At 49.8% G+C, this 15,493-nt stretch carries 11 protein-coding genes, 1 tRNA gene and 1 pseudogene; 7 read left to right on the top strand and 6 right to left on the bottom strand.

Annotated elements, in window-relative coordinates:
• The first annotated feature begins 71 nt into the window (after nt 1–71).
• The 4 genes from P8S55_RS08040 (at nt 72) to P8S55_RS08055 (ending at nt 2,770) form a co-directional block, all read left to right on the top strand.
• Nucleotides 72–1,289 (top strand): aspartate kinase, encoded by a 1,218-nt coding sequence (locus P8S55_RS08040; RefSeq protein WP_289223707.1) that lies wholly within the window; start codon nt 72–74, stop codon nt 1,287–1,289.
• Between the two features lie 72 nt (nt 1,290–1,361).
• Nucleotides 1,362–1,454 (top strand) — tRNA-Ser (locus tag P8S55_RS08045).
• Between the two features lie 360 nt (nt 1,455–1,814).
• On the top strand, nt 1,815–2,219 hold the full coding sequence (locus P8S55_RS08050; RefSeq protein WP_289223708.1) for a hypothetical protein: 405 nt from the start codon (nt 1,815–1,817) through the stop codon (nt 2,217–2,219).
• Nucleotides 2,216–2,770, top strand: a complete 555-nt coding sequence (locus P8S55_RS08055; RefSeq protein ID WP_289223709.1) for an integrase core domain-containing protein — start codon at nt 2,216–2,218, stop codon at nt 2,768–2,770. Before P8S55_RS08050 ends, P8S55_RS08055 begins: the two co-directional genes overlap by 4 nt.
• 3 nt (nt 2,771–2,773) lie before the next feature.
• Here P8S55_RS08055 and P8S55_RS08060 read toward each other — a convergent pair whose 3' ends face one another.
• Nucleotides 2,774–3,166, bottom strand: a complete 393-nt coding sequence (locus P8S55_RS08060; RefSeq protein WP_289223710.1) for a hypothetical protein — start codon at nt 3,164–3,166, stop codon at nt 2,774–2,776.
• Between the two features lie 63 nt (nt 3,167–3,229).
• Nucleotides 3,230–3,490, bottom strand: coding sequence for a hypothetical protein (locus P8S55_RS08065; RefSeq protein ID WP_289223711.1), 261 nt, complete (start codon nt 3,488–3,490; stop codon nt 3,230–3,232).
• A gap of 499 nt (nt 3,491–3,989) precedes the next feature.
• Between P8S55_RS08065 and P8S55_RS08070 the strand changes: the two genes are divergently transcribed.
• Complete coding sequence (locus P8S55_RS08070; RefSeq protein WP_289223712.1) at nt 3,990–5,453, top strand: AAA family ATPase; 1,464 nt, start codon at nt 3,990–3,992, stop codon at nt 5,451–5,453.
• On the top strand, nt 5,450–6,778 hold the full coding sequence (locus P8S55_RS08075; RefSeq protein WP_289223713.1) for a 5-methylcytosine restriction system specificity protein McrC: 1,329 nt from the start codon (nt 5,450–5,452) through the stop codon (nt 6,776–6,778). Before P8S55_RS08070 ends, P8S55_RS08075 begins: the two co-directional genes overlap by 4 nt.
• 45 nt (nt 6,779–6,823) lie before the next feature.
• On the opposite strand, the gene P8S55_RS08080 is transcribed toward P8S55_RS08075, so the two are convergent.
• The 4 genes and pseudogenes from P8S55_RS08080 to P8S55_RS08095 form a co-directional block, all read right to left on the bottom strand.
• Nucleotides 6,824–9,091 (bottom strand): Rab family GTPase, encoded by a 2,268-nt coding sequence (locus P8S55_RS08080; protein ID WP_289223714.1) that lies wholly within the window; start codon nt 9,089–9,091, stop codon nt 6,824–6,826.
• Between the two features lie 498 nt (nt 9,092–9,589).
• Nucleotides 9,590–10,513 (bottom strand): IS5 family transposase, encoded by a 924-nt coding sequence (locus P8S55_RS08085; protein ID WP_289223715.1) that lies wholly within the window; start codon nt 10,511–10,513, stop codon nt 9,590–9,592.
• 183 nt (nt 10,514–10,696) lie between these two features.
• Nucleotides 10,697–12,224, bottom strand: a pseudogene (locus P8S55_RS08090) (IS3 family transposase).
• Nucleotides 12,225–13,973: 1,749 nt separating this feature from the next.
• A complete protein-coding gene (locus tag P8S55_RS08095) occupies nt 13,974–14,141 on the bottom strand; it encodes a hypothetical protein (protein ID WP_289223716.1) in 168 nt (55 codons plus the stop codon).
• Nucleotides 14,142–14,600: 459 nt separating this feature from the next.
• On the opposite strand from P8S55_RS08095, the gene P8S55_RS08100 reads away from it, so the two are divergent.
• Nucleotides 14,601–15,383, top strand: a complete 783-nt coding sequence (locus P8S55_RS08100; protein WP_289223717.1) for a hypothetical protein — start codon at nt 14,601–14,603, stop codon at nt 15,381–15,383.
• Nucleotides 15,384–15,493: the final 110 nt, after the last annotated feature.

Raw genomic sequence — 15,493 nt, forward strand, 5'->3', positions numbered from 1 at the left:
GCTGTCCTGGGTTCCAGTTAAATGAAATAAAGGCAGTGTAAACAATACAAAAACCAAAGGGCATAGACAATATGGCTTTAATTGTCCAAAAATACGGTGGCACCTCGGTTGGCTCATTGGAACGTATCCAAAATGTAGCTAAAAAAGTGTCAAAATTTGTTGATGAGGGTCATCAGGTCGTGGTTGTTTTGTCGGCTATGTCAGGCGAAACCAACCGTTTAACGGAAATGGCGAAAACCATGCAAGCGCGGCCTTCAAAGCGTGAAATGGATATGCTGCTCACGACAGGTGAGCAGGTTACGATCGCCTTGCTCAGCATGGCGTTGCAAGAAAAGGGCTATGGCGCGATTTCTTATACCGGCTGGCAAATTCCAATCCAAACGGATGAGGTGCATACCAAAGCACGTATAGATAGCATTAATGCGGACAAGATTCATGACCAGCTCAACCAGGGTAAAGTGGTCGTTGTGGCTGGATTTCAAGGTGTAACGGCTAATGGTGATATTTCCACTTTAGGGCGTGGCGGTTCAGATACCACTGCCGTGGCTATAGCCGCAGCCCTTAAAGCCGATGAGTGTCAAATTTACACCGATGTAGATGGTGTGTACACCACCGATCCGCGTTTAGTGCCTGAGGCACGTCGTTTAGATACGATAACCTTTGATGAAATGCTAGAACTGGCAAGCTTAGGCACGAAAGTATTACAGATACGTGCGGTTGAGTTTGCTAGTAAATATAAAGTTCCGTTGCGCGTTTTATCCTCGCTAACCGAAGGCGGCGGCACACTAATCACTTCTGAGGACAACAACATGGAAAAACCACTGATTTCAGGGATTGCGTTTAATCGCGATGAATCAAAATTACAAATTCGCGGTGTGCCCGATAAGCCAGGTATTGCGTTTGCTATACTAGGCCCCATCGCGGAAGCTAATATCGAAATTGATATGATTATCCAAAACCAAGGTCAAGATGGCACGACTGACTTTACCTTTACGGTTCCGCGTGGTGATCGTGCCCATGCGCATGAGGTTTTAGAAGGCATTGCGCAAGAGTTAGGCGCACGAGAAGTTATTTTTGATGACAGTATCGCTAAGGTTTCGCTAGTGGGTGTGGGGATGCGTTCACATGTTGGTATCGCTAGCCGGATGTTTAAAGTCTTAGCAGACCAAAACATCAATATTCAAATGATTGCGACCACTGAAATTAAAATTTCTGTTGTGATCAAAGAATCTGAACTTGAGTCAGCGGTACAAAGCTTACATTCAAAATTTGAGTTAGATAAAGTTTAAGTTTTAAAGCCTATATTCAAGTTAAGGGGGTTTACATAACCCTTAATAAATTGTAATATACGCCCACTCAAAGGAGACGTGGCCGAGAGGCTGAAGGCGCTCCCCTGCTAAGGGAGTATAGGGTTTATAGCTCTATCGAGGGTTCGAATCCCTCCGTCTCCGCCATTATTTAATAAAAAAGCCCGACATTGTTCGGGATTTTTTATATCTAACATATTGAAAAACAACCTTTTATGGCGATTTTCGGCTATATCATTGCATCTTGTTTCTCAAATTCCCATATATCTTTTGAAAATTGTTTGTGAGTATCAAAGTGAGTATAGTAGTAAGCACGGAATTAAAAAGTGAGTACGCTATGCTTAATAACACGCGGTTTCGGATAATAAATGCAATCTAGGAATGAGAAGCCAGTTGAGCTAAACTCACTGACTTTTCCCAACTGTAATCCCCCCCTACATGTCAAGATAGTGTTGAGCCAGTTGATTTTGAGATAACATATAAATCAGGGCGCATTAGGAGACTGTTATGCCAAAACCCGTTACCCACATTAATCCACAGATTCAGCCCGACCCTGAACTGGAAAAACGCACTCGCCGTGTGTTTAGCACCGAGTATAAGTTATCTATTTTACAGCAAGCTGACGCGTGTAAACATGGCGAGCTAGGGGTATTGTTGCGCCGTGAAAAGCTCTATTCTAATCAATTGGCACAATGGCGTCGTGAGTTTGCCGAATCCGGCGTTAAGGGCTTAGCCAAATCCAAGCCCGGTCCTGCACCGTCTAAAACCCCAGATCAAAGGCGTATTGAGCAGTTAGAAAAGGAAAATACTCGTCTGCTCAAGCAGATTGCGGTCAAAGACGGCTGCCTTTTACTCCAAAAAAAAGCCATGGCACTGATCGAAGCATTCGAACACGAGAACTCGTCAGTATGATGATGACACAGCCCTTAGCGCCTTATGTGTCACAACGTGCGGCGGCCGATGCCTTGGCGCTGTGTCGCAATACGGTGCGCCGCCAAATGAAGGCGCATTGTTATCTTGATCTACTGGGTGAGTTGGCGATTACCGCCTCTCACAGTCGTCCCAGAGTGAGTAATGACAACCCGATGAGCGAGGCGCAGTTTAAAACGCTGAAGTATCAGCTGGACTATCCGCGCCGCTTCGATGGTTATGACCATGCCATGCGCTGGTGCCAAGACTATGTGAGTTGGTATAACCATCAACATCACCACAGCAGTCTGGCAGGCTTTAGGCCTTATCAAGTGTTTAGCGGTGAGTATCAGGACATCGCCCACGTACGCCAACAGGCGTTAGATGAAGCGTTTGCAAAACATCCGCAACGCTTTAGCCAAGGTCGTCCCTTGGTCAAATTACCGCCAGCGGAGGTCTGTATTAACCCGATACCCGAGGAGGCTGATCAGAGCACCATTGAAACGGGTGTGAACTTCCCGACCCTGCCAAGGGTGAAGCAAAAAGCAATTTAATTTTTAAAGAACTGGTGCAATATATGTTGACACGTTCCGCTCACCTCTGTCAAATAGAAGCTGAATGGCACATTTTTGATGGTAGTTAAAAGTCTGGCCAAGTTTCGCTCCCTTTGCATAAAACAAAGCGAGGTGGTCGGAATTGATTCGAAATTTCCAATTGACATGCGCTAAAAATCCCCGTCTGCGCTCTTTTTTGGATTTGAGTTCATGCTGCGAAAGGTAAGCGGCTAAATCTAGACACCGGCGGAAAAAATCGGGATCTCGCGCTAGTTCAAGGTGCTTGATACCCAAAATTGCGACGAACTCTTTGCTGAGACCATCAAGTACAGCCATGCCTGATTCGACGTCAGTATCGTGATGCATGTTTTTCATCTTGCTAATTTTTTGTAACATTGGGCGTCCATTTCAGAATTCATTTGCGGCAGGGCGGCCCTAGCACTCGCGTAACACATGGGGCTATTTCTTTCCATGAATTGCAAGGCTTTTGTGTGGTTCAGTAGCTGTTGCATCTGACATTTCGTTGCTATCGCAGGCGTCCGATGTTTGGGTAAGAGGGCTATGGAGATCAGTCGGTAAGTCTGTAGCCAGGTATGCATCAGCATTTTTCAAGAACCAATCCTTAAGGGTCGAACCTTCCTTTGCCAGCGCTGCATACAACAGGCGCTTTACGGATGGTTCGACTTCAATGACGATGCGACCACTGTTGCCGATGCTCATAAACATATCCGTGACAATGTAATGTGATGGATGTAACATTACATCATAGCGGGCGAAAAGCCAAGACTAAAGGATGCCAGCCCGCACAATCGACGGCATCAATACATCACGAACATCTGAGGGACACGCTGACCATGCCTACGCGCGCCCCTGAAATTGAGGGGACTATGGCGCGCTACTCAGAACACGACACCAGCAAGATCTACGAAGCAGCGCAGACCTTCCGCGACAACTGCCTGCTCCGCGACGGCTCGCTGGTTTTTGACGGCGCTGCACTTTGGCAAACCGATCTGCTGGAGCGCATCCACAAGGCGTTTGTGGCTACGCCCGACGAGGGTGATCGATCCTTTATCGACAAGTTCAGGGATCAGGTCAAACCAGCTGGGCAGGACGTAGTTCGCCTTGCTGGCGAACTTCTCTGCGTGTACTTCTTGTTCCCGTCGAGCGTAGGGGGGGGGTCCGAAAGCGGCAAGTTGTCAATGAAGTGTTCGGATGGGTCGTGGACAGTCTCCCCGACACCAGCCTTGTGTCCAAGGCATTTGAGCGCGGCATCGGCAGTGGCGGTCAGGGCTACAACACCCGTCGCCCATTCGAAATAGCGTTCCTTATCGAGTTCGCAATTGCCTGGAAGAAGCTCACCCCCGCCGAGCAGCAAGAAATAGCGGCTGATCCGTGGCGCTTCCAAGCGCTTGTCGAAGGCATCGATGATGCAGAGTCAAAGCAACTCCGGCACATGTTGCTCCACCTGCTGTTCCCTGACTCCTTCGAGCGCATCGCGAGTGGAAACCATAAGCGCAGAGTCATCGCGGCGTTCTCCGGCCTGATCACAGATGAGTCGGACAATGAAGACCAGAACCTCTTGGCAATCCGGCGCGCCCTCGAGGCTTTGCTACCGAATCGCGATCTGGACTTTTATGGGGCACCGCTGGAAGCAGCGTGGTACGACAACAGCGAGGGTGGCCCAGCGGAGGGTGCGCCGCTCGAGGTCATTCAGCACAAGAAGCAAATCGTGCTGTTTGGGCCACCGGGAACAGGAAAGACGTTTCGCGCCAAGCGGCTGGCTGAAAGGGTCATCCGTTCAGCGGCGCTATCAAAAATGGGGCCTGCGCGATACTTTCAGTCGCAGACAGACATCGAGGCGGCCATCAAGAACAACGTACACCGTTTGCAGCTTCACCCCTCCTACAGCTACGAGGACTTCGTGCGCGGCCTGCACATCTCGGACACCGGCGCAACAGAATACCGTGCTGGTTACCTGCCCCGGTTGATCGAGGACATCGAGAGGCAGCCCAGAGAAGATCGCTTGCCGCACGTACTGATCCTTGACGAGATGAACCGTACCGACTTGAGCCGGATGCTGGGCGAGTGCTTCTCGTTGTTGGAGGATCGAAACCAGACTATCGAATTGCCAGCGCGCAACGGGAACGGGGAAACCCTCAAGTTGCGGATTCCAGATGATCTATTTGTGATTGGAACGATGAATCTGATCGACCAGTCCATTGAACAGATCGACTTTGCGCTGCGTCGCCGTTTCCTGTGGCTGTTGTGTCCTTTTGATGTCGATGCGCTACTGGGTGCGGCCGAAGCAAAGTGGAATGACCTCAAATGCGGCCTTGCTTGGGATCGAGTTGAGGCTGATTTTCGGCGTCTGGCAGGAGCTGCTACAGCCTTGAATCGCGAGATCCACGACAGTCCCCTGTTGGGTTCGCAGTATGAAATCGGACACACTTACCTACTCGATGTGGTCGTGTTCCTCCGGAACTTCCTTGGCCCGCGTCCGACACGCAAGCAGAACTACCTGTGGAACAAGAAAGGCGATGCGCTTGATCCGGTCACACAGGTCTGGAATCTGTCCCTGCGTCCGCTCTTGGAGCAGTACCTGGCCGGACTCGATGCCAACTCGCGCAACGCTGAACTGGAAAGGCTGGCCAAGGTGCTTCTCAAGCCTACGGTGGTTGAGTGAAACTGATCGCCAAGGATTGCTCGCCGCTAACCCCGCAACCAACGGCGGCAGAAGCTGATTGGCTGCGCAGGGTGGCAGCGAGCGTTCGGGCCGGTGATTTCGTCGTCCCGATCTCAGGCGACCGCGATGATGACGAGCCAATTGTGTACTGCTCGTGGGATGGTACGTGGTGGGCAGGCCGGTATGTTGGCTCCCTGTCGTTCGAAGGTCGCAGTTTGGTTATTGAGCCCCGCTTCGGGCTTGCTACTTTGAGGAACTGGTTGTTCGAAGCAACGTCGGTTGTACTGACCGAGTCGCCGGGGCGATTGCGCCAAGACGAGTCCTTCATCGCGCAGTTGTTGGCATCAGTCTGGGCGCACGGGTTTGTCGAGGCCGCGCGGCACGGACTGCCTGCTCTTCGTCGGGATGTGGCGACTAAGGGCCCGACGATTCGTGGGCGACTTGATGTCGCTGCCTCGATTCGATTGATCGCATCTGCTGGCCGGGAGGTTGTCTCCGTCCGATCAGAGCGGTCGTTGGATCACGCGGCATCAGATGCCATCGTTGCAGCCTATGGCGTTCTGCGACGGTGGCTCGGCGTTCCTGACGAGCAGTGGATGCCCGCCCGCGCAAAGGAACTCATCCCTCATCTCATAGCTGTGACTGGCCCCCGCCCACGCGTGCCAACGAAAGCCGAACTTGACCGGATACGCTACACGCCGATCACAGCGGGATTCGCGCCGATTGCGGAGTTGTCGTACCAGATTGCGAATCGCCGGGGGCTGGCTGCCGATGTGGATGTCAGCGGAGAAACCAAAGGCGTTCTCCTTGATGTGGCCGAGCTGTGGGAGATGTATGTTCTAAGCGTTCTCCGGAAAGCGGCGACTCCGTTGTCAGTGAAGCACGGAACGCGGGAGAGGGATGCGTCCAAGAAACTCCTCTGGAGTGACGTCAACGGTCAGGGGCTCGGCACGCTGATCCCTGATGCGATTCTCTCCGCACGCAACGATGTCCAGGGCGTGGCTGATGCCAAGTACAAATCCCTCCATCCGTCTGCGAACGCGCCGAACGGCCCACAGCGCGAAGACCTCTATCAGATGGCGGCGTACCTTGGACGGTTCGTTCCGCCCGATGGCCGAGCCACTTGGGGCGTGTTGGCATACCCGCAAGACCCGTCGCGACCATCCGTCCCACAGGCCGAGCAGTTCAGCCCGTGGAGCTTACACGGCGGTCGCAAGGTCATCTTCACGACCCTCCCGCATGTCGCATCGGACGCAGTGATCAAGCTTCGCACGCTGATTGTTCAAATGGCCCCGGAGCACTACGCCAGGCTCGCGCAGGCGTAGTCCCGTTCCAGGTTGAGTCCTTCCTCGAAAGCTATAGGTCTCCGATCAGGCGAGTTTGGCACCGACCTCCTCGCAGACACTTTCCACCACCGCCGCCACTTCGTGCAGGAAGGAGTTCCGGTCCGGCGAGGGGGTTTCGTCAGGAATCGGTGCTGCGCGTTCGTAGATGCGTTCACCGATGATCGCTGCGCGCGCATAGCTTGACCCTCGTCCCGACTGGTTGAATGCCGACTGCCATTCCGGCATACGCTCAGCGCGAACGCGGCGGGTTGCGAGGTCTAGCGTCTTGGTGGACAGCGCGTTTGCCAGCCCATCGAAGACCTGCTGCTTGTGTGCGTCGTCTGTCGGTTCAACTGGGTCCCACCGGAGAGGGTTCTGCAGGAGGACGTACAGCCGGTCCTGAAGCTGTTTTCGGAGATCAGCGACAGGCTTGAGGTTGTCGTACTCGTCGCTGAGTCCCGGGGTGCTGAGGCGTCTGCTCAATGCCCAGATCCGCTTCCAGTGCTCCTTGCCCACCCCGGGCTTGTAGTCAAGGCCCAGGCGTGGCCACCACGCATCGTGAAAGCTCTCGGCCGCGTTTTTCACGACGAGCACTAGATTCATGCGGTCGTAAACCGGTTTCGCGAGGACAGGCACGGGCCTCTCCACGATGGCATCGATGGCGACCAATAGCGACTGCAACTGACCGATGGTTCGCTTGTGGGCCTTCTTTGTTGCATCCAGGCCCTCGTCAATTCCTCCGACGAAGAAGCACGCTTCTTTCAGGCGGCAGCGAAGAGCTCGCTCCGCGAAAGGCCCCAACTCCTCACCAATCGAAGCCAGTACGTTCTCGGCGGAAGCCAGCACATGCTGCTCCTTGGCTGCGGCGTTCGGCAGGTTGTCGCCCTTGACCTCGTCGAAGCGCGTGAACACGAGCAGCAACTTGCTGGCACTTCCGGAGGTGATCATCTCCTTCATAGCTGCAACCGGAGCTGCCTGCATCGGTTGGACCGAGTTGTCGACAAGCACGATGGCGTCTGTAGCATCGATTCGTCGGGTCAGGGATGTGGAGATGGCTGCGACCGATTTTGGGGTGTGACCCAACCCCTCGCCGTCGAGCAACACCAGCTTTGGTTGTTGTCCGTTGTTCCAATCTGGCAGGAATGCTCCCGATACCCTAACCCCGTTCACCAGGGGTGTCAAAAGTCTCCCGAAGCGAGGGGAGTGGTTGCTGGAGAACCTGGTAACTGTCTTGATGAAAGCAGTTCGGTTATCCGTCTCCCAAGACCATGACTGCGGCCAGCCCTGCTTGTTATGGCGCACCGTGCCATCGGTGAGCAGCGAAAAGCGAAGCTCGACCTCGTCCATGAGCTCGTCGCTTATGCGGTGGAACTCATCGTCATCACGCAGGCGGCGATCAAGCTCTTCCTCGAACAGCTCGTCGACGACCCGCTGATCCTTCTCGTCAATAGCACCAAGTTCGACCTTAAGTTGGTCGCCATGACGCGCCGCAATGGTGCGCAGCGCGGCCAGGGTCTTCGTCAGCAAAACATTGGTGGCATCGAGATCTATCGTGCTGTCGGAAGATGTCTCGTCAATCGGTTCGGCCGCGTCGTCATCATCATCCTCGTCGTCGTCCGAAGCTGGTGCCTGAGGCCCGTTCCCAAGGACGTAGTTGAAGCGGAACCGTTGGTTCACGTGCATTAGTAATTTGCGCAGCACATCGCTCTCTCCGTCGCCCCGATAGGTGGATAGCACGGCTTCCGAGATGCATTCGTTCAGATGCTCCCGAACCTCGTCAATAGGAAAGAATGTGACCACAGCCTTGTAGGGGCCAGACGCAAGGACTACTTCTGTTTCATGCACGGTGGTCTTCGCCGTCGATGTTGACGGGAAGCGCTCGGTCTCGGGGTCTGTGCCGATCAACTGCCTCAGCAGCGTCGTCTTGCCTGCACCCGTGGTTCCGAGGAGCAGCGCGCGCCGATAGTCGGAGTCTTTGGCGGTTGGCAGCGGGATGATCGATTCGCGGATCGCACCGAAGTCACTCGCCTCAGGCTCCATGCCGTGATAAAAGATCTCCGCGACCCGGCGATGGAATCGCTTCTCGGCCTCGGCCTTAGCCGACAGGCTCCAGAAGGCGTCTTCCGCCAACAGCAGGTTGAGTTGATCCTTCAACTCGTTGGCCTCGGCTTCATCAGGCGTTCCAAGCCCCTGGCGGACACGCACCCCAGGCTTACCGGTGTTCGGGTCAACCCGAACCGGATGGCGAAAGATCACCGCCCATGCACTCCGACCTTGCGACCTACTCAGGGTCGCTACAAAACGCTTTTCCATGTTTCACCTCGTTGTTCAGTTGTTGTTCCGGAATGATATGCGGACAAGTTGGGGTAGTCAAGCATATTTAGAACAACGCCTGAACAACGAATATTGCAAGCGTAGATGGCTGCGGGCTACGGTTTCGCGACATCAGTCGCCAAGAAGAAACTCACGCAGTAAGGGATTCGCCCATCGACCAGGTTCGACAGCCGCGTCACCCTCGGCCAAATCATCGAAACCACGCCCTCAAGGCCAAAACGTTGCTATCCTTGTCGGGATGCGGACGCGGGTTCGGTTCCGTGTTCCACCACCAAACCTCTAAAGCCCGCAACCGCGGGTTTTTTTATGGCTACCTGAATTCAGATAATAAACGGGAACCTCGAATAACTTTAGGGTAAATCGCTGTTTGACCTAAAAACCGATTAATAGCACGTTTTTTGCGTGAATCTCACGCTTTTTTGTTCGTTTTAGTGTCTCTCAATGCCATTTGAGCGGCATCAAGAGACACTTTGCCTGTCAGGCGGCCTTGCACGGCTGGCTTTCTAGCCATGCCAGGCGTTTAATATTGTGGCATAACGCCATCATGGCCATTTTGAAGTTGGCGCGTGCCTGGCCAATGGTGCGGATGCATTTACCGCCCATGTGGACTCGGTGTTGTTTTTGTTTGAGTTCCGCTTCACGTTGCTGCCCGGTGTAGCCGCTGTCGGCATAGATGTCTTGACTGGTATTGGCGCACAGCACCTTGTCAAAGTGGTTGGTGTCATGCGGTGCGGCCGTATCCGGGTGAATTGCTCGAATCAGTTTGTGTTGGTTGTCGATGTTCACGGTGAGCTTGTAGCCAAAGGTGCTTTGACCATGCTTTTTGGTCCAGGTTGCATCGAGGTCTTTTTGTCGACGTTTAGCTGGCGACCAGTCGGCGGGTATGGCGTTTTGTTTGATGAGTGCTTTTTCTTTTTTAGTGAGTTTTTGTTTGGGGGCTGGAATTAAGCTGGCATCAATGATTTGCCCACCGCGCGCAATATAGCCTTGTTGATTGAGTTGGCTATCGAGCGCTTGAAACAGCTGGTTAGCACCGGCCTGACCAAGACGGTTTTCAAACGTCCAAATAGTGGTGCGATCCGGGATAGTCAGGGCATCCACTAACCCACAAAACCGCTTGTAACTCATTCGATCAAGCAGTTGATATTCCATTTGTTCATCGGAATGGTTGTAGAGGTGCTTGAGCACCAGTATGCGCACCATGACGTCCAGTGGATAAGGAGGACGGCCACCTTTAGATTGGTCGCCATAGTCAATATAAGAGGCTATCGACTGGGCTAAGGCATCGAAATCGATATGCTGGGCAATGACTTGCAACGGATCGCCAAGATGGTTAAGTTTTGCTTGGTGATGTTCTTGAGCAAACAAGTCAGTTTTTAAGGCGGTGCGTTTGGTTTTCACAACAAATCCTGTCAAAAATTTAACGATGGCACTATTTTACCAGGCCTGGTTTTGAGTGGGGGTTATTCGAGGTTCCCAATATGTAGTATGAGTCAAGTCACGGGCTAAGATTGAGAAAAGCCGACAGCTAAAATAGATTGGTTCGGTGTTCGTCAAGATAGTTGTCGTGTTTTTCATCCCATTTTATCCATTCACCCGTTCAAGATTATCCGGGTTTAACGCCACAGCGCCTATCGGTGTCCAGTCGCGCACCTTAGATCGCCAGCGTGCTGGGTTTTTTGCCTTTGCTTGTTCATAAACCTGCCCTCGCTTGGTAAGTATCTGTTTATCCTCACCCCGATAACGCTGCCCTGGCGTCACAAACTTGAGCCGACTGTGCAGGTGCTGCTCGTTGTACCAGCCCATAAAGCTTTGTACCCAACGTCGCGCATGCTCAATGTCACTAAACCCCTTTGTAGGCCAATTAGGCACGTATTTGAGTGTTCTAAAGAACGATTCAATATAGGCGTTGTCATTGCTAACCCGAGGACGGCTAAACGATTGTTGAATCCCCAGTGATTCAAGCTTGGCCCGCAGCGTCATGCTTTTCATGATACTGCCATTGTCACTATGAAGTACCGGCTTGGGTGCACCACATAACTTATGCTTAATAACCGCTTGATTCATCAGCTCAGCCGCGTTGTGACCCGTCTCGGCGGCATGCACTTCCCAACTTACACCGTAGCGACTATAGAGGTCACTCACCATGTACAGATAGAAGTATTGCCCCTTCACTTGACTGGGTAACCAGGTAACATCCCACATCCACACTTGATTGGGTGCAAAGGCGTGATGGGTCACCGGCTGGCGTGGTTTTTTTGCAACTTTAGCACGTCCTCGGTGATGGAGCTGGTCATGAGCTTTGAGAACACGGTAAAAGCTCGATTCACTGGCCAGATATTGCCCTTATCCGCCAATAGCGGCACGATTTTTGAAGGCGGCAGACTGGCATAGTCAGGCTGGTTCACTGTTTCAATGATCAATAAACGCTCTTGTTCGCTCAGCGCATGGGATGGACGCAACCGCACAGCAATGGGACGCTGGTCAAACGCTAAGTAGCCTTTACCCTTGGGATACCAGCGCTGTAGGGTGCGCATAGATAGTCCCAGGCATTGACAGGCGGCGCTACGCCGTGCCCCTTCACGAACGGATTGTTCTATCAGGTCAATAATCTCTTGGCGCTGCTGAGGGGTGGTCATAATGCCTCGTCCCCCAACAGCGCGCGGTACTTTTTTTGTAGTACCAACAGTGCGGCCGCTTCAGCCAGCGCTTTTTCTTTGCGACTGAGCTCGTTTTGCAGTTCTTTAATTTTAGCGTGCGCTTGTTTGAGGTCGCTATTGGCTTGTGAGGCTTGGGTAGTGAACTCGTCTTTCCACTGCTTGAGCTGTTCAATAAACAGGCCTTTTTGGCGGCAGTACTCACTGGTTTCAAGCTGGTTCATTGGCGCGGTTTCAATAATGACCGCCAACTTGGCTTCATTAGACCAATGCTGTGCGTTATGCGCTTGACTACCGGGCACGGCTAAACCTTGCTGCTTGGCTTGTTTTAACCAGGAGTAGAGGGTTGATTTACCAATCTGCTCTTGTTGCGCAATAAGCGACACCGATTGGTTGTGCGGTGGCAATAGTTTTTTGAGTATCGCTTCTTTTCTTTGTGTATTTACGTGCGTCATTTTACATCCTAATCCGCCTACCTGTCTCGTTTACTAAAAGCGACAACTATTCTGACACAGGGGGGGTTGCCAAATGTGCAGAATAATTATTGATATGCCACACCCACAGGACATCCTCATGGATAGGACGCTTTTGCTTTTGCGCAAGGGATTGAAGCCCGAAGGGTTGAGACAACTTGTTGGCTCAACGCGTAGCGCGAAAGCCCGGTCGCTTGCGATTCGCCCATAAAAGAGCGTTACTCAAAAGTAGATGAATACAAACCATCTCAGAGAACACAAACTACTCAAATACCTATAACTCGTAACACACCATACAGTCCAAACATTTCATCAATCTAATACCCAACCGCACATACCGCAACCTATCAGTAAAATGAAATTAATCATCTGATTTTGCTCTTTAGATAGTAAAACAATTTGATGTTTTCAGTAGGGTATGACATATACATGAAGGCACACAATCATACGATTAGGGCCAATCACAAACAGTAGGTAGTAGGCATAAGGCGATAGACAAACAGAACATCAATAACAAGATACCTCTTAGGCTTCTTATTCCCCCACTAACTCTATTAGTAGAAGCCATCTTATGGGTATTCGCATACACACTAAGCCAATTATCAACCAAAGCCGTCTTTCGTATTGTGATACTTGCGCCAATCTATTTGCCTAACAAAGAATGGTATTTTGCAAAACACAAAACCAACCAGCCATGGTGTTTTTTTGCGCTACAGAATCACCAACGGTATTCGAGGCCTCAACATTTTTTGCATTAGCCTCAAAAAAAGATAGATCGCAACACCCATCTTACGACAGGGTGGGGAGGGTAAATTTATCGAGATTGAGGATAGATAAGTTATTAACGCGCCACATGGAATCACCTTTCCGATTCGTATCTTTCAACGCCTACTTGCCCCCCCGTTTTCTTTGAAAGCCCAAATAGCCTTGGCGATTCTTTTGCATAATCAAACACCGCAACAAACCAAAACAGGGAAGAATAAATGTTCTCTTAAAACTAGCACTAAGGGGAAAACTAGCAAAAGGTGTGACAGTGCGGAATGCTTGTTTTTCTCAGGCGCGCACATCGTTTAAATCGGAAATATGATGCAGGGCTGACTTTGTAGCGATGACATTTCTATTCGGAAACGGCTATAGCACTGGCGCTCCTTTTGCATTTTTTCAAGCAATTCGGAAGGTTAATGAGTGCTAGGAAAAATAAAAGCATGATGGAATTTACAAGGAAAACTAGCAAAAGGTGTGACAGTGCGGACATGGGAAACTGCTGAACGGTTATAGAAGAAAATTGAGGTTAGTAAGATTGATTTAGGTGTTGGTTGCGATAAAAGATGTGAAGTAAACAGGCATAGCGCTGGCGCAGCTTTTGTATTTAGCAGGCCTGCTTTTGCCTTTCACCTAGCGCAGTTTCATCACCAAGCGAAATCTTTTTTGATACGGATGGATAAAGTTGTGAGAGCGCGTACAGAGCAAGATTTCAACCAACGGATGAAAAATTATAACGAACTAGATTACAAAAAGAGCTTAAAGAAGTAGTAACTGTTCTATCAAAAACGAATGGAGCAATGGCGCTTCTTTTGTATTTTAAAGAAGATGCTTTATATAAAAAACAGATGGGTTTTTATCAAAAAGATAATTTATTTCAGGAAATTTTAGCAAAAGGAGTGGAGTTGCGTACAGGGGTAAGCTGTAAATTAAAGACGCCCAACTGGAATAATTATGCGCTAATAAGATTTAGTTATTGAGCAAAAGTTGAACAAAAAGATTAAAAAATGCGTAAAGACCACCTAAGAAAGCGAAAAGAAAAAACACGAACATAGCAAAACGCCATTTACTAAAGGGGTGGTAAACGCCGTATTTGAAATCGACATCGTGATGTAGTTTTTTGCTTTCAGTTTCCATTTTTAGCTCCTAAATTAACAAGTGTATCCACATTATAAAGGTTAATTTGAGGTTTAGCTCATTTTTATCATAATGAGTACATATACTTATGTTTTTGCCAGAGATGTAAAAGTTAGTATAAGGGGTCTCGGACCTTTGAATCAGGGGTTGTTGGTATGTGGTGTCTGAATAGTTGATGTTTTTTTTACGGGTTTTAATGGGTTTTGAGATTTAGGAAACGATTTTACGGGGTTTTTGGGGCTTGGTTTTTGTTGTTTTTTCATGTTTTCAGCATAGTTAATGATTGAGGTCTCGGACCTTTAATCATAATCATAGGCTAGGGGTGGTGGTGGCTGTTTTTAGGTGTCCCTTTTTGGCCGATTTTTATTGGCTTGGTGAAAAACCATGTAATCCCCAGTTTTCAGTCTAAAAAGAACACTCACCTTTGAGAGGAGTTAATCATGCTTCTTGAGGTTCGTCATGAGAAAAAAATTACTGTCGTCTTTTATTTTTATTGTGGTTTTTTGGTGGGTGTTTTTTTATTTTTACTGGTACATAAACATTCAGACAGTTGAAGATTTTTTTAGTCAGCTTTTTTCTACCCGCACACTGCCAGATATCAATGAAGCAATCTACCCGATTAAAGTTTCATTTTTTTATTGGGTACTGCCAGTTCTTGGGATTGTGGTCGCCACCATGTTGTTTGGATTTTTAGCCGCTGTTTTGTTTACAGTGGTTCCGAGAAAGCTTCACTCTGCAAAGCTAGATAGAAAAGTTAAATGGCGAGGGATAGGGATTAGTATTGGTGATCTACCTATGCCTGAGTGGAAGGTTGAGTTAGAAAACTATTCGGTTCAAAAAATTAAAACACTCATCATAGAAAAAAATGGCGGGGAAGATCCGAGTGCCAAGGGTTATAACGGAAGGTTTACTTCTGCTCATGAAAAACTAATTTCAGATATTTTGTTTTTCATTTGGAAGAATAGAGAGGTGGCATTTGTTGGTGCAGGTCATGGCGTTAACCTGTATCAGCACACGCTCTCTGTTTTACAAAGTTCGTGGACTGAAGATTGCGATCCACTGATACCAATTGTTGCAGCGGCTCATGATGCTGGAAAGGTGGTTGCCTATAAAAAACATCCAGAAACTGATGAATGGATAAGGCTTGGCTATCATGACGATTATGGAATGCTTCTTGTGTCCTCACTTGACTCGTTCGATCAATTAAAAGATGAGACCTTTGCAAAACCCCGCTATTTCTAAAGTTAAATTCTAAAATTCGACTTTTTTGAATATAGAACTTGCAATTTAGTCCTTTTTCGCTGTTTTACGTCACTTTTATGACGGTTTTTTGCTATTTTGTGCGCATATCC

Origin of the sequence: Thiomicrospira sp. R3, from assembly GCF_029581415.1 — a bacterium.
Classification (GTDB): domain Bacteria; phylum Pseudomonadota; class Gammaproteobacteria; order Thiomicrospirales; family Thiomicrospiraceae; genus Thiomicrospira.

Bases quoted from the DNA above. Each gene is read 5' to 3' on its own strand.
- P8S55_RS08040 (WP_289223707.1), top strand. From the start codon at position 72: ATGGCTTTAATTGTCCAAAAATACGGTGGCACCTCGGTTGGCTCATTG.
- P8S55_RS08095 (WP_289223716.1), bottom strand. From the start codon at position 14,141: ATGGAAACTGAAAGCAAAAAACTACATCACGATGTCGATTTCAAATAC.
- P8S55_RS08065 (WP_289223711.1), bottom strand. From the start codon at position 3,490: ATGAGCATCGGCAACAGTGGTCGCATCGTCATTGAAGTCGAACCATCC.
- P8S55_RS08100 (WP_289223717.1), top strand. From the start codon at position 14,601: ATGAGAAAAAAATTACTGTCGTCTTTTATTTTTATTGTGGTTTTTTGG.
- P8S55_RS08050 (WP_289223708.1), top strand. From the start codon at position 1,815: ATGCCAAAACCCGTTACCCACATTAATCCACAGATTCAGCCCGACCCT.
- P8S55_RS08055 (WP_289223709.1), top strand. From the start codon at position 2,216: ATGATGATGACACAGCCCTTAGCGCCTTATGTGTCACAACGTGCGGCG.
- P8S55_RS08060 (WP_289223710.1), bottom strand. From the start codon at position 3,166: ATGTTACAAAAAATTAGCAAGATGAAAAACATGCATCACGATACTGAC.
- P8S55_RS08080 (WP_289223714.1), bottom strand. From the start codon at position 9,091: ATGGAAAAGCGTTTTGTAGCGACCCTGAGTAGGTCGCAAGGTCGGAGT.